The organism is Variovorax sp. R-27 (genome assembly GCF_049913215.1).
Lineage (GTDB): Bacteria > Pseudomonadota > Gammaproteobacteria > Burkholderiales > Burkholderiaceae_C > Variovorax.
Genome location: NZ_CP183984.1, coordinates 1,121,216 through 1,134,140 on the forward strand (window position 1 = coordinate 1,121,216; position 12,925 = coordinate 1,134,140).

The 12,925-nt window shown below is 66.7% G+C and carries 12 protein-coding genes; 11 read left to right on the forward strand and 1 reads right to left on the reverse strand.

The genetic code is table 11. The features are described from left to right. The 6 genes from dapF to ACN9MV_RS05030 all read left to right on the forward strand — a co-directional run bounded on the left by dapF (window position 1) and on the right by ACN9MV_RS05030 (window position 5,606). Window positions 1–876, forward strand: coding sequence for a diaminopimelate epimerase (gene dapF / locus ACN9MV_RS05005; RefSeq protein ID WP_093078595.1), 876 nt, complete (start codon window positions 1–3; stop codon window positions 874–876). Next, window positions 873–1,577, forward strand: coding sequence for a DUF484 family protein (locus ACN9MV_RS05010; RefSeq protein WP_093056297.1), 705 nt, complete (start codon window positions 873–875; stop codon window positions 1,575–1,577). The genes dapF and ACN9MV_RS05010 overlap by 4 nt, the downstream gene beginning before the upstream one ends. After that, window positions 1,574–2,209: a YdcF family protein gene (locus ACN9MV_RS05015; protein WP_426391494.1), complete on the forward strand. Its 636-nt coding sequence runs from the start codon at window positions 1,574–1,576 to the stop codon at window positions 2,207–2,209. The genes ACN9MV_RS05010 and ACN9MV_RS05015 overlap by 4 nt, the downstream gene beginning before the upstream one ends. Further along, the gene (locus ACN9MV_RS05020; protein WP_426391495.1) at window positions 2,193–3,209 is read left to right on the forward strand and encodes a tyrosine recombinase XerC; all 1,017 of its coding nucleotides are present in this window, start codon (window positions 2,193–2,195) and stop codon (window positions 3,207–3,209) included. Before ACN9MV_RS05015 ends, ACN9MV_RS05020 begins: the two co-directional genes overlap by 17 nt. Before the next feature lie 10 nt (window positions 3,210–3,219). Next, window positions 3,220–4,434, forward strand: a complete 1,215-nt coding sequence (locus ACN9MV_RS05025; RefSeq protein ID WP_426391496.1) for a class I SAM-dependent rRNA methyltransferase — start codon at window positions 3,220–3,222, stop codon at window positions 4,432–4,434. Window positions 4,435–4,553: 119 nt separating this feature from the next. Continuing rightward, entirely contained in the window at window positions 4,554–5,606 is a 1,053-nt protein-coding gene (locus ACN9MV_RS05030) for a CobW family GTP-binding protein (protein WP_093056291.1), read from the forward strand. Between the two features lie 77 nt (window positions 5,607–5,683). Here the strand turns inward: ACN9MV_RS05030 and ACN9MV_RS05035 are convergent, their stop codons facing one another. After that, window positions 5,684–7,201, reverse strand: a complete 1,518-nt coding sequence (locus ACN9MV_RS05035; protein ID WP_426391497.1) for a YdgA family protein — start codon at window positions 7,199–7,201, stop codon at window positions 5,684–5,686. Between the two features lie 383 nt (window positions 7,202–7,584). Between ACN9MV_RS05035 and dksA the strand changes: the two genes are divergently transcribed. The 5 genes from dksA to mraZ all read left to right on the forward strand — a co-directional run bounded on the left by dksA (window position 7,585) and on the right by mraZ (window position 12,918). Then, window positions 7,585–8,559, forward strand: coding sequence for an RNA polymerase-binding protein DksA (gene dksA, locus ACN9MV_RS05040; RefSeq protein WP_256216869.1), 975 nt, complete (start codon window positions 7,585–7,587; stop codon window positions 8,557–8,559). A 49-nt stretch (window positions 8,560–8,608) separates the two neighbouring features. Next, window positions 8,609–10,291, forward strand: a complete 1,683-nt coding sequence (locus ACN9MV_RS05045) for an STAS domain-containing protein (protein ID WP_426391498.1) — start codon at window positions 8,609–8,611, stop codon at window positions 10,289–10,291. Between the two features lie 56 nt (window positions 10,292–10,347). Continuing rightward, window positions 10,348–10,893 carry an ATP-dependent protease subunit HslV gene (gene hslV, locus ACN9MV_RS05050; protein ID WP_042578379.1) on the forward strand — a complete coding sequence of 182 codons (546 nt, stop codon included), beginning with the start codon at window positions 10,348–10,350 and terminating at the stop codon, window positions 10,891–10,893. A gap of 2 nt (window positions 10,894–10,895) precedes the next feature. Next, window positions 10,896–12,218 carry an ATP-dependent protease ATPase subunit HslU gene (gene hslU / locus ACN9MV_RS05055; RefSeq protein WP_426391499.1) on the forward strand — a complete coding sequence of 441 codons (1,323 nt, stop codon included), beginning with the start codon at window positions 10,896–10,898 and terminating at the stop codon, window positions 12,216–12,218. A gap of 271 nt (window positions 12,219–12,489) precedes the next feature. Beyond that, entirely contained in the window at window positions 12,490–12,918 is a 429-nt protein-coding gene (gene mraZ, locus ACN9MV_RS05060) for a division/cell wall cluster transcriptional repressor MraZ (RefSeq protein WP_081270207.1), read from the forward strand. The last annotated feature ends 7 nt before the right edge of the window (window positions 12,919–12,925 follow it).

Consider the following 12,925-nt stretch of genomic DNA (forward strand, 5'->3'; position numbering starts at 1 on the left):
ATGCGAATCCGCTTTACCAAGATGCAGGGAGCCGGCAACGATTTCGTCGTGCTGGACGAAACACGCGGCACGCTGGGCCTCAGTGCCGCGCAATACCGCTTTCTGGCCGACCGCCACTTCGGCGTCGGCGCCGACCAGATCCTGACCGTGCGGCCTTCGCCCGCGGCAGGCGTCGACTTTCAATACGTGATCCACAACTCCGACGGCGGCGAAGTGGAGCAGTGCGGCAACGGCGCACGCTGCTTCATGCGCTTCGTCAACGAACACCACCTGACCGACAAGACGCAAGTGCGCGTGCAGACGCTGTCCGGCGTGATCGAGCCGCGCATGGGCGCCGACGGCCGCGTGACGGTCGACATGGGCGCCCCCGTCTTCGAAACCGAGCGCGTGCCTTTCGACATCGCCGGGCTCGACCCGCAGCCCGAAGGCGCCTGGCACAAGTGGCACCTTGCCCTTGGCACGCGCGCGGGCACCGCTATCGTTTCGGTAGCGGTTCTGTCGATGGGCAACCCCCACGCCGTGCAGGTGGTCGACAACGTAGACACCGCCCCGGTGGCCGAGCAGGGCCCGCAGATCGAGCACCATCCGCGCTTTCCGCAGCGGGTGAATGCGGGCTTCATGCAGGTGGTCGACCGCTCGCACATCAGGCTGCGGGTGTTCGAGCGCGGCGCCGGCGAAACGCTGGCCTGCGGCACGGGTGCCTGCGCGGCGGTGGTGGCGGGCATTCGCCTTGGCCTGCTGGAGCGCCGGGTCGACGTGCAGACGCACGGCGGCATTCTCACGATCGAGTGGCAGGGAGAGGGGCAGCCGGTGCTGATGACCGGGCCGGCCACCACAGTCTTCGAAGGCGACATCGAGGTGCCGGAGCTGCCATGACGACCAACTTCACGAACAACAACGACGCCAACGCCATGAACCCGATCACCGAAGACGACATCGCCAACTACCTGGCGAACACGCCCGACTTCTTCGAGCGCCATGCCCAGCTGCTGGCGCAGGTGCAGCTCACCAGCCCGCACGGCAACCGCGCCGTGAGCCTGCAGGAGCGCCAGGCCGAGATGCTGCGCGAAAAGATCAAGGCGCTGGAGCACCGCCTGATGGACATGGTGCGCCACGGCACCGAGAACGTCGTCATTGCCGACCGCCTGCAGCGCTGGACCAAGGGCCTCTTGACCACGCGCGACCCGCGCAGCCTGCCGTACCGCATCGCGGTCGACCTGCAGTCGCTGTTCCTGGTGCCGCAGACGGCCATCAAGGTGTGGGACTGCGGGAGCGAATACCTGAACGAAGCCTATGCCCAGTGGGTGAGCGACGACGTGAAGGCGCTGGCCACCTCGCTGACCTCGCCGTACTGCGGGCTCAATTCGGGCTTCGAGGCGGCCAACTGGCTGCCCGAGCCGCAGGCCGCGATGTCGATCGCGCTGATTCCGCTGCGCCCGGACGCCGAGTCGCCGGCCTTCGGCATGCTGGTGCTGGCGTCGCCCGACGCGCAGCGCTTCAACGCCGAGATGGGCACCGACTTTCTCGAGCGCATCGCCGAGCTGGCCTCGGGCGGACTTTCGCGGCTTCGTCCTTGAAGCGCCCGCGCTGGTTGCGGCGGCCGTGGCAGGTCGTGCTGGCCGGCGGGGTGCTGGCCGTGGCGCTGGTGTATGCGGCCATCGGAGCCTTCCTCTGGTGGCATGCCGAAGAGCTGCTGGCGCATCCGCCGCAGCGCCCGGCCGATGCGGCGCTGGTGCTCGGCAGCCGCGCGTACCTCGACGGCAAGCCGCATCCGTGCCTCACGGGGCGGGTCGACGTGGCCCTGGCAATGGCGAAAGCCGGCCTGGTCAGGCAGTTGGCTTTTTCGGGTGGCGTTGATTCCGAGGACAGCCGCATCGAGGCCATCACGATGGGGGAACACGCGGTGGCCTCGGGCTTTGCGGGGCCGATGGTGCTCGAGCCTGCATCGACCTCCACGCGGCTGAATCTGTCGCTGTCGCGTCCGCTGCTGCTGGCAGCCGGCGTGCGCAGCGTGGTCATCGTGTCGGAGCCCTTCCATCTGTGGCGCATCGAGCGGCTGGTGAAGAAGAGCGGCTTCGACCAGAGCTTCGACGTGCAGTACGCGGCGGCGCCCACGTCGTGCTGGCGGGCCTTGGGCCCGTTCTCGAAAGGCGCATTGCGCGAGCCGGCGGCAGTAATCAACAATGCCGGCCATGGCTATCTCTTCTGAGCCGGTCGCATCCACTCCCCCGGACTGGATCGAAAAATACCTGGAGCACGTGCGCGTCGAGCGCCGGCTCGCGGCGCGCACGGTCGAGCTCTATGCCTTTCACCTGCAGGCCCTGCGCGAGCGTGCCGCCGAGGCAAAGCTGCCGCTGGACCGCGTGCAGACCGCCCACGTGCGCCGCTGGATGGCGCAATTGCACAGCGCCGGGCGCGAGCCGCGTGGCATTGCGCTGGTGCTGTCGTGCTGGCGCAGCTTCTACCGCTGGCTGGGCAATGAAGGGCTGATCGGCTTCAACCCCGTGCAGGACGTGCACGCACCCAAGGCCGGCCGGCCGCTGCCCAAGGCACTGGGCGTGGACGACGCGGTGCGCCTCGCCGAGCTGTACGACCCCGAGGCCGACCCATGGACCGAGGCGCGCGACGGCGCCATCGTCGAAGTGCTCTATGGCTGCGGGCTGCGCGTGAGCGAGCTCACGGGGCTCGATGCGCAGGCGAGCAACACGGCGCGGGGCTGGGTCGATCTGGATGCGATGGAAGCCAGCGTGCTCGGCAAGGGCAGCAAGCGCCGCATCGTGCCGATGGGCAGCAAGGCGGCCGAGGCGGTGCGCGACTGGCTCGCGGTGCGCGGCGATTGCCCCGGGCTGACTACCGCCCGGCTGCGCGACCCGCAAGCGGCGGCCGCGCTTTTCATCAGCGCCAAGGGCATGCGGATGTCGTCGCAGGCGGTGTGGAAGCTGCTGCGCGAGCGCAGCCTCAAGGCCGGCCTCGCGGCGCCGGTGCATCCGCACATGCTGCGCCATTCCTTCGCGAGCCACGTTCTGCAATCGAGCAGCGACCTGCGCGCGGTGCAGGAGCTGCTGGGGCACGCCAACATTGCGACCACGCAGGTCTATACGCGGCTGGATTTCCAGCACCTGGCCAAGGTCTATGACGCGGCACATCCGCGCGCGAAGGCGCGCCCCGAGTCCTCGCGCGCGAAGGCCAAGCCAGAGAACGACAAGTAAGCAAAGAACAATGAAAACACTTCGCCTCAAACCCGGCAAAGAGCGCTCGATGCAGCGCCGCCACCCATGGGTCTTCGAATCGGCCATCGCGCGCGGTGGCGCCGACTCCGGCGAGACCGTGCGCGTCGAGTCGCACGACGGCGCCTTCCTCGCATGGGCGGCCTTCAGCCCCATCTCCAAGATCCGCGCGCGGGCCTGGAGCTTCGTCGAAACGCAGCGCATCGACGCTGCTTTCTTCGCCTCGGTGTGCGCCCGCGCCGTGGCCGCCCGCGGCCTGTTCGACCTGCAGAGCGACGGCGTGCGGCTGGTGCACGGCGAGGCCGACGGCCTGCCGGGGCTGATCGTCGACCGCTATGGCGACACGCTGGTGGCGCAGTTCCTCTCGGCCGGTGTCGAGCGCTGGAAAGATGTTCTGGCCGACGCGCTGCTCAAGGCCACGGGCCTGGGCAAGCTCTACGAACGCTCCGACGCCAGCGGCCGCGAGCGCGAAGGCCTGAAGCCCGTCACGGGCTGGCTGCGCGGCGACGGCCCCACCGAAATCACCATTCGCGAGCACGGCTGGAAGCTCTCGCTCGACATCGCGACCGGCCACAAGACCGGCTTCTATCTCGACCAGCGCGACAGCCGCCAGCGCTTTGCCGAGCTGGCGCAGCACCGGCGCTTCCGGCGCGTGCTGAACTGCTTCTGCTACACGGGCGGCTTCACCGTTGCGGCGCTGGCGGGGCTGAAGGCCGCGGGCGCGCTCGAAGGCGTGGAGCTGGTGTCGGTCGATTCGTCGCTGCCCGCGCTGGAGCGGGCGCGTGGCCATCTCGCGCTCAATGGTTTCGAAGGGCAGGGCATACAGACCGAGTTTCTCGATGCCAACGTCAACACCGTGCTGCGCGAGTTCATCGACCAGGGCCGCACCTTCGACGCCATCGTGCTCGATCCGCCCAAGTTCGCGCCCACGGTGGCGCACGCCGAACGCGCTGCGCGGGCCTACAAGGACATCAACCGGCTGGCGCTGAAGCTGCTGGAGCCGGGCGGCGTGCTGTTGACCTTCTCGTGCTCGGGCGGCATCAGCGCCGACCTGTTCCACAAGATCGTGGCCTCGGCGGGGCTCGATGCGGGCGTGGACGGCTACATCGCCGAGCGCCTGGGCGCCGCGCCCGACCATCCGATGACCATCGAGTTTCCCGAGGGCGAGTACCTGAAGGGCCTGGTGGTGGTCAGAAAGCCCGCCTGACGCCGTCTTGACCCTGCCGCCAACGCAACTCAGTGGCATTGGCTAAACTGCCGGGCCACGCCTTTTCGTCCCATTTCCCGCCCCCATCTCCTGTTTTCCGCTTCCGGAGCACTATCCCCATGGCCCTCATTCCCGCGACCATCCTCACCGGCTTTCTCGGCTCGGGCAAGACCACGCTGCTCAAACGCATCCTGACCGAGGCCCACGGCCAGAAGATCGCGGTCATCGAGAACGAGTTCGGCGAAGAGAACATCGACAGCGACATCCTCGTGACCGAATCGAAGGAGCAGATCGTGCAGATGAGCAACGGCTGCGTCTGCTGCACCATCCGCGAAGACCTGCGCGAAGCGCTGCAAATGCTGGCCGCCAAGAAGCGCCAGGGCCTGCTCGATTTCGACCGCGTGGTGATCGAGACCACGGGCCTGGCCGACCCCGGCCCCGTGGCCCAGACCTTCTTCATGGACGACGAGATCGCCGAGAGCTACCTGCTCGACTCGATCCTCACGCTGGTCGACGCCAAGCACGCGCCGCAGCAGCTCAACGACCGCCAGGAAGCGCGCCGCCAGGTGGGCTTTGCCGACCAGATCTTCATCAGCAAGAGCGAGCTGGTGTCGGCCGAAGAGACCGATGCGCTCATTCATCGCCTGAAGCACATGAATCCGCGCGCGCCGCAGCAGAAGGCGCATTTCGGCGACGTGCCGCTGAAGGACATCTTCGACCTGCGCGGCTTCAACCTGAACGCCAAGCTCGACATCGACCCCGACTTCCTGAAGGAAGACGACCACGACCATCACGACCATGACCACGCGCATGGCGAGGCGTGCGACCACCCCTCGCACAAGCACGAGGGCCACGGCCATCATCACCACACGGACGATGACGTCAAGAGCTTCGTCTACAAGGCCGACCGCGCTTTCGACCCGGCCAAGCTGGAAGACTTCCTGGGCGCGATCGTCAACATCTACGGCCCGCGCATGCTGCGCTACAAGGGCGTGCTGAACATGAAGGGCACCGAGCGCAAGGTGATCTTCCAGGGCGTGCACCAGCTGATGGGCAGCGACCTGGGCCCCGAGTGGGGCAAGGACGAGGCGCGCCAGAGTCGCATGGTGTTCATCGGCATCGAGCTGCCGCGCGAAATTCTCGAGCAGGGGCTGGAGCAGTGCCTGGTCTGAGCTGAAGGCTTGCTGAAATAGAAAACGGCGCTGGCCCCAAAAGGCCAGCGCCGTTTTTCATTCGGGCCGGGGCCGGCTTACTTGCCGGTTGCGCCCATCCCGCCCAGCGGCTTGCCGTTGACCTTCAGGCTGCCTTCGCTGTACTCGACCTGGGCGGTGACGTCGTCGCCGTCACGCTTCACGAACCCGCTCTGCTCGCCTTGCTCGACCAGGCCGGCCACCATTTCGGGCGGAGGCGTCTGGCCGCTCTCTGCACCGGTTTCGGCCAGCTTCTCGATCCACTTCATGGGCAGTCGCGCGTGGGCCTTGAGCACGCCGCGCTTCATGAGCAGCGCGGTGCCGGGCATCTGCAGGTCTTCGTCGGTCACGCCGGCCATGCTGACCGTGTAGCCGATTTCGGCACGCTTGCCGTCGATTTCGACCAGCATCTTGTCGAGGCCGGCTTCGGGGCCGTACTTCGCCATCGCCTTGAGGTCGGGGGCGAGCTGCTCGGCCAGCGCCTGCATGGCGGCCTGCGATGCCTTGCTGCCGCCCTTGCCGCAGCCGCTGGCGGCGCTGGACTGCATCCAGGCGTCGGCCAGCTTCTTGTAGCCGGCGGCATGGATGCGGCGCGCGCCGCTGGTCAGTTCGAACTTGTCGATCTTCGTCTCGCCGATCTTGCCGGTGCCCCTGAACGTGCCGCTCGACGCATAGAGGCCGTCCTTGGTGCTGGCTTCGCCGACCAGTTCGATGTTCTGGAGCACGACTGCCGGCAGCGCCTTTGGTGGTTCTGCCGGTGCGGCGCCGTCCTCGGCAGCCTTCTTCTTGACGGCGAACTCGAGGGTGTCGAGCCGGCCTTCGGTCTTGCCGGTGGCCAGGAACCAGCCGGCGCTCATGTCCATGTCGGCCTTGGCGGCGAGCTTGCCCATCTTCATGGTCACGCCGCTGCGCGCTTCGCTGAAGTCCAGGCCGGGCACGGTCAGGTCGTAGCGCGCCTGGGTGCGCGCGGCGTTGACTTCCAGGCGGGCCTGAATGCCTTGCCAGTCGAGCCGGCCCTTGCCTTCTTCGACCAGCTTGGCGGGGGCGACGGTGAGGTCGGTCGTGAAGGCGCCACTGAAGCCGACCTTGGTGCGCGCGCTCAGGGGCTTGGCGTCACCGAACAGCTTTTTCGCCGCGGCCTGCGTCTTCTCGTCGAGCACCAGTTCGCTGTCGATGGTGGCCGCTGCCAGCGTGCCGCCGGCCAGCGGGCCGTGATGGATGGTGTCGCGGATGGTCAGGCGCAGCTGCTTGGGCGGTTTGATGCCGCCTGCGTCTTCCTCTTCGTCTGCCTCGGCTTCCTCGCCCTCGGCGGGCTTGTCGGCGGCGGCGGGTGCTGCTGCTGCCGGGGCGGCGGCATCGGCTGCGCAGCCGATTTCCAGCGTCACGGTGCTGACGGCACCGAAGAAGCCGCGTTCATATTTGCGCTCGGTCACGCGCACCAGCGCGGTCTGCTTCGGCAGCTCGTCGAAGGCGATGTCGTAGCGCGACTTGATTTGCGTGCCGGCCCACCAGGTGCTGCCGCCGTAGGCGACGGCGATAGCCGCGGCCAGGACTCCCAAAACTACTTTCTTGTTCAAGACTTGCTTTCTTTTTGCGAATGAACGGATAGGCCCCCTGCGCCATATGGACAAAGGCCCGGGGCCGCGCTGCTCCCACAGACAGCGCCGCGCGATGCTAACGGAGTTGGCCGGCATGCCGAGACATCGCCCGCGCCTGCGAGTTCTCTATACAATCGCGCGCCTGTTCCGGCAGCCATGTCCAGTTCTCGTGGACAAGATGTGACTTCCGGCACGGGGCGCCGCACGTTCCTGGTGGGCTTTCGGGGGTATAACCCCGGGGTTCGCCACTGGCGAGCACCCCGACAACGGGGAGCCTGCGTGGTCTGAAAGCCGCAAGTGGCTCCCATGGGAGGAGACACCCAGTGAAAGCGCGTTCCAGTTCGACCAAGGAGCCAGTCACCGTGAAGAAACCCGCCGCCAAGGCCACGCCAGCACCCAAGCCCGCCACAAAGAAGGCGCCGGCTGCGAAGCAGGCTGTACCTGCGGCCAAAAAGGTTTCCGCCACCGCACATGGCCCCGCAGCGAAGGAGAAAAGCGCGCCGTCCAAAAAGCCCGCAGCACCACCGGCCAAGGCCGCGACCGCTGCGACCAAGAAGTCCGCCAAGCCTGCAACTGCCGCCACCAAGACCGCAGGCGCGGGCTCATCGTCATCCAAACCCGTCGGCCGCCCTGCTGCCGTTCCTTCTGCCCCCTCGATCCCCATGAAAAAAACGGCTGCCGCCTCCACTTCCGCCCCGGCGACACCCTCGATGCCCGTTCAAACCCCCACGCCCGCACCCGCCGCGCGTGGTGGCCGCGTGTCCCGGCTGTCGCAACTTACCGTGCCCTCGATGCCGCAATCTGTCGCATCGACCGCCGCCAAGTCCAGCTTCTCGCAGGCGCCTTCCACCGCGCTGGTGCCGCCGCCGCCCCTGGCCGTGAAGAAAGACCCGAAGCTGGCCAACAACTGGAAGACCAAGACTCCTTCCGAGCTGAGCGACGCTGAAGTCATCGCCATGCCCGACGACGAGTACATGAACGAAAAGCAGATGGCGTTCTTCCGCCTGAAGCTCGAAGAACTCAAGCGCGGCATTCTCGAGAACGCCGGCGAGACCACCGAGCATCTGCGTGAAGACACGGTGGTCGTGCCCGACCCGGCCGACCGCGCCACCATCGAGGAAGAACACGCCCTCGAACTGCGCACCCGCGACCGCGAGCGCAAGCTGCTCAAGAAGATCGAGCAGTCGATCCAGCGCATCGACGCCGGCGACTACGGCTACTGCGACGAAACCGGTGAACCCATCGGTGTCGGTCGCCTGCTGGCCCGCCCGACTGCCACGCTGTCGCTCGAAGCGCAACAGCGCCGCGAACTCAAGCAAAAGATGTTCGGGGATTGAAACAGGGTCAAGGTAGATAGAACCCAGCGACTTCGATAGCCTTCGCCGAATGCCTAAGGAAGAATCGGGCCGCCTTTTTTCCAAGGTGGCCAAATTTGTCCGCAATCCCCTGAAGGATTGGTCGGAGCTGGATGCCCCTGCCTCCGCCTCGACCTCGGACTCTTCGCTGCCCGCCCAGCAGACCTACAGCCGCGAGATGCTGAAGGAGATGATCGAGCGGCGCCAGCGCAACGATTTCGTGCGCCGGCGCGAGTTCGACATGCTGCGCAAGCTGCGCCAGCGCGAGGCCGCCGCCCACGCCTTCGAGGCGACGGTCACACCGTCTTCCTTCAACATCAACAGCACCTCCGAGAAATCGGAAGGCCGCGCGCTCACGCTCAAGAAGATCGACGAGATCGAGCAGCAGATGTCGCAGCAGTGGTGGAAGGGGCGGGGCCCGAACGGCGAAACGCTGGTCAACCCGCCGCCTGACGCCGGCGCCGAGACGCTGCCGCCGGTGCATACCGACGATCTGCTGTCCGAGCCCGCCGTGTTGCCCGTCATCCCGCCAGTGGCTGCAGCCGAGGCTGGTGACGATGCCCCGGCGGTGGCCGCCAGCGTGCCGTTGCTGTCGTCGCGCCTTGCGCACGACGGCGCGCTGGAAGAGGCGGTGATCCGCTTCGCGCACAGCGACGACACCGGCGCCGAAGCCATCCTGCTGCAGGCCCTGGCCTCCACCGAAGGCACGACGCCCACCGAGGGCGGGCACGACGCCGCGGCCGAACGCGACGACAACCGCTGGCGCGCCCTGTTCGATCTGTACCGCGCAACCGGTGACGCCGCCAAGTTCGCCGCCGCCCGCATGCGCTATGCGCAGCGCATGCGGCGCATGGGCCCCGACTGGGTTTCGCTCGATGAGCTGGCCCGCAGCGTCAAGGCCGTCACTGCCAGCGAAGAGGCGGCCGGGGCCGCTGCTGAAGGCAGCAGCGCCCATGCCGACTGGACCTGTCCCACGCGCCTGGCGCGCGAAGGCCTGATGGAGCTCACCCGTGCGCTGTCGAAGGCAGGCTCGGTGTGGACGCTGGACTGGCGCGGGCTGCACGCCGTCGAGCCTGAGGCTGCCGCGCCGCTGCGCGTGCTGTTCACTCACTGGGCCGATTCGCCGGTGCAGCTGCGCTTCATGGGCTCGGCGCAACTGCTTGCCGTGCTGTCCGAGGCCGCACCCAACAACGAGCGTGGCACCGACGACATCTGGTGGCAGCTGCACCTTGCGGCGCTTCGCCTGATGCACCTGCCCGACGACTTCGAACTGGTGGCGCTCAACTACTGCATCACCTACGAGGTGTCGCCGCCCTCCTGGCAAGACCCGAAGGGCGAATGCACCACGCTGGCCGCGCCGCCCGCGAGCCGGCCCAGCTCGGTGTGGTCGCTGCTGTCGGTCGGTGGCGATTCGGAGAGCTTTCCGTCCACCGACAGCGGTTTTGCCGCGCTGGCGGGCGATCTGCGGGGCGAGTCGCTGTCGAGCTGGCAACGGCTGGACAACGACCTGCGCCACACCACGGCCCCGGTCATTTCGTGTGCCGCGCTGCTGCGTATGGACCTGGCCGCCGTGGGCACGCTGCTGAGCTGGGTGCGCGCACGCGATGCCAATGGCGAGCGCGTGCAGTTCGTCGATGCGCACCGGTTGATTGCCGCGCTGTTCAACCTGGTAGGCATTGCCGATCATTCGACAGTGACGGTTAGGAAAAACTAAAACCTGCGCCGCCCTATGGCGGTTGCATTGCCGCGGCGCACCCCCAGATGGCTGCGATGGAACAGTTTCACGGCACCACCATCGTGAGCGTGCGCCGCAAGACCCCCCAAGGCGACCAGGTCGCCATTGGCGGGGACGGGCAGGTCACTCTCGGCAATATCGTCATCAAGGGCACGGCGCGCAAAGTGCGCCGCCTCTATCACGGCAAGGTGCTCGCCGGCTTTGCCGGCGCCACGGCCGACGCCTTCACGCTTTTCGAGCGCTTCGAGGCCAAGCTCGAAAAGCACCAGGGGCACCTGACCCGCGCGGCAGTCGAACTCACCAAGGACTGGCGCACCGACCGCGTGCTGCGCAAGCTCGAGGCCATGCTCGCCGTGGCCGACGCCACCACCTCGCTCATCATCACCGGCAACGGCGACGTGCTGGAGCCCGAAGACGGCGTGATCGCCATCGGATCAGGCGGGGCGTATGCCCAGTCAGCGGCCAAGGCGCTGATCGACAACACAGACCTCTCGGCCGAGCAGATCGTGCGCAAATCGCTGGCGATCGCCGGAGAAATCTGCATTTACACGAACATGAACCACACGGTGGAAGCGCTCTGACCATGTCCATGACCCCCCAGGAAATCGTCTCCGAGCTCGACAACCACATCGTCGGCCAGCCGGCCGCCAAGCGCGCCGTGGCCATCGCCCTGCGCAACCGCTGGCGCCGCCAGCAGGTCGAAGACAAGCTGCGCCACGAGATCACCCCGAAGAACATCCTCATGATCGGCCCCACGGGCGTGGGCAAGACCGAAATCGCCCGTCGCCTCGCGCGCCTGGCCGATGCGCCCTTCATCAAGGTCGAGGCCACCAAGTTCACCGAGGTCGGCTACGTGGGCAAGGACGTCGATTCGATCATTCGCGACCTCGCCGAAATCGCCGTCAAGCAGACCCGCGAATCGGAAAGCACCAAGGTGCGCGCGCGTGCCGAAGACGCCGCCGAAGACCGCATCCTCGACGTGCTGCTGCCTCCCGCACGTGGTGCCGATGGCGCTGTGGCCGACACGGGCAACGCCACCCGCCAGGCCTTCCGCAAGAAACTGCGCGAGCACCAGCTGGACGACAAGGAGATCGAACTCGACCTCGCCGAGACGCGCACCCCGCTGGAAATCATGGGCCCGGCCGGCATGGAGGAAATGACCGAGCAGTTGCGCGGCATGTTCGGCCAGATCGGCGGCGGCAAGCGCAAGACGCGCAAACTCAAGATCGCCGAGGCACTGCGCCTGTTGATCGACGAGGAAGCGGCCAAGCTGGTGAACGAGGACGAGATCCGCACGCAGGCGATCACCAATGCCGAGCAGAACGGCATCGTCTTCATCGACGAGATCGACAAGGTCGCCACGCGCAGCGAAGCGCAGGGCTCCGACGTGTCGCGTCAGGGCGTGCAGCGCGACCTGCTGCCGCTGGTGGAGGGTACGGCCGTCACCACCAAATACGGCGTGGTGCGCACCGATCACATGCTGTTCATCGCGAGCGGCGCCTTCCACCTGAGCAAGCCGAGCGACCTGATCCCCGAGCTGCAGGGGCGCTTTCCGATCCGCGTGGAGTTGCAGTCGCTCTCGGTGGCGGACTTCGAAAGCATCCTCACGCAGACCCGCGCGTCGCTGGTGAAGCAGTACCAGGCGCTGCTCGCCACCGAGGGCGTGACGCTTGAATTCACGCCCGAAGGCGTGAACCGGCTGGCCGCCATCGCCTTCGAGGTGAACGAGCGCACCGAGAACATCGGCGCACGCCGTTTGTCGACCGTGATGGAACGCCTGCTGGATGAGGTAAGCTTCGACGCGACCCGCCTCGAAGGGCAATCGATCCGCATCGATGCCGCTTATGTCGACCAGCGCCTTGCGGCACTAAGTCACGACGAAGACCTTTCGCGCTTCATTCTCTGAAGCCGCTTCTCCTTCCCCCTGTAACGGGGGAATCCTTCACGCATCACATTCATTGCGTGAGCTAAGTACTTCATTTTCAACGAAATTCGCCGATTCCATGGTTTTGGAATCGGCGCTAAGTCGTTGATTCCATTACAAAAAATAGCCCAAACGGCCAGTTGCTTCCGAAGTGTTTCCTGCTACAGTGCAAAAAAGTGCAGTTAAGTGGGAAAAAGTGCGGGTAGCGCCCCTTTCGGGTGCTGCAGCACTCCCAACACAGGGGTTCGTGGTCGTGTTTCAAGGCGCTTCATCGCTCAGTCTGGATGCCAAGGGGCGGCTCTCCGTGCCGACCCGGCATCGTGACGTCCTGAGCGCGACGGCAGGCGGCCAGCTCACGATCACCAAGCATCCGCACGGATGCCTGATGGTGTTCCCCCGTCCCGAATGGGAAAAATTCCGCGAGCGCATCGCCGCGCTACCGATGTCGGCGCAGTGGTGGAAGCGCGTCTTCCTCGGCAACGCGATGGACGTCGAGATGGACGGCACCGGCCGCATCCTGGTGTCGCCCGAACTGCGCGCGGCCACCGGCATCACGCGAGAGACGCTGCTGCTGGGCATGGGCAACCACTTCGAACTCTGGGACAAGGCCACGTACGAGGCCAAGGAGGCCGAGGCCACCCAGGGCGAGATGCCGGATGTGTTTCAGGACTTTGCGTTCTGAGGACCCA

What these genes read in the sequence shown, in the direction of transcription:
- ACN9MV_RS05045 (WP_426391498.1), top strand. Translation starts at nt 8,609, where the DNA reads ATGCCTAAGGAAGAATCGGGCCGCCTTTTTTCCAAGGTGGCCAAATTT.
- ACN9MV_RS05020 (WP_426391495.1), top strand. Translation starts at nt 2,193, where the DNA reads ATGGCTATCTCTTCTGAGCCGGTCGCATCCACTCCCCCGGACTGGATC.
- ACN9MV_RS05010 (WP_093056297.1), top strand. Translation starts at nt 873, where the DNA reads ATGACGACCAACTTCACGAACAACAACGACGCCAACGCCATGAACCCG.
- ACN9MV_RS05030 (WP_093056291.1), top strand. Translation starts at nt 4,554, where the DNA reads ATGGCCCTCATTCCCGCGACCATCCTCACCGGCTTTCTCGGCTCGGGC.
- dapF (WP_093078595.1), top strand. Translation starts at nt 1, where the DNA reads ATGCGAATCCGCTTTACCAAGATGCAGGGAGCCGGCAACGATTTCGTC.
- ACN9MV_RS05025 (WP_426391496.1), top strand. Translation starts at nt 3,220, where the DNA reads ATGAAAACACTTCGCCTCAAACCCGGCAAAGAGCGCTCGATGCAGCGC.
- hslU (WP_426391499.1), top strand. Translation starts at nt 10,896, where the DNA reads ATGTCCATGACCCCCCAGGAAATCGTCTCCGAGCTCGACAACCACATC.
- hslV (WP_042578379.1), top strand. Translation starts at nt 10,348, where the DNA reads ATGGAACAGTTTCACGGCACCACCATCGTGAGCGTGCGCCGCAAGACC.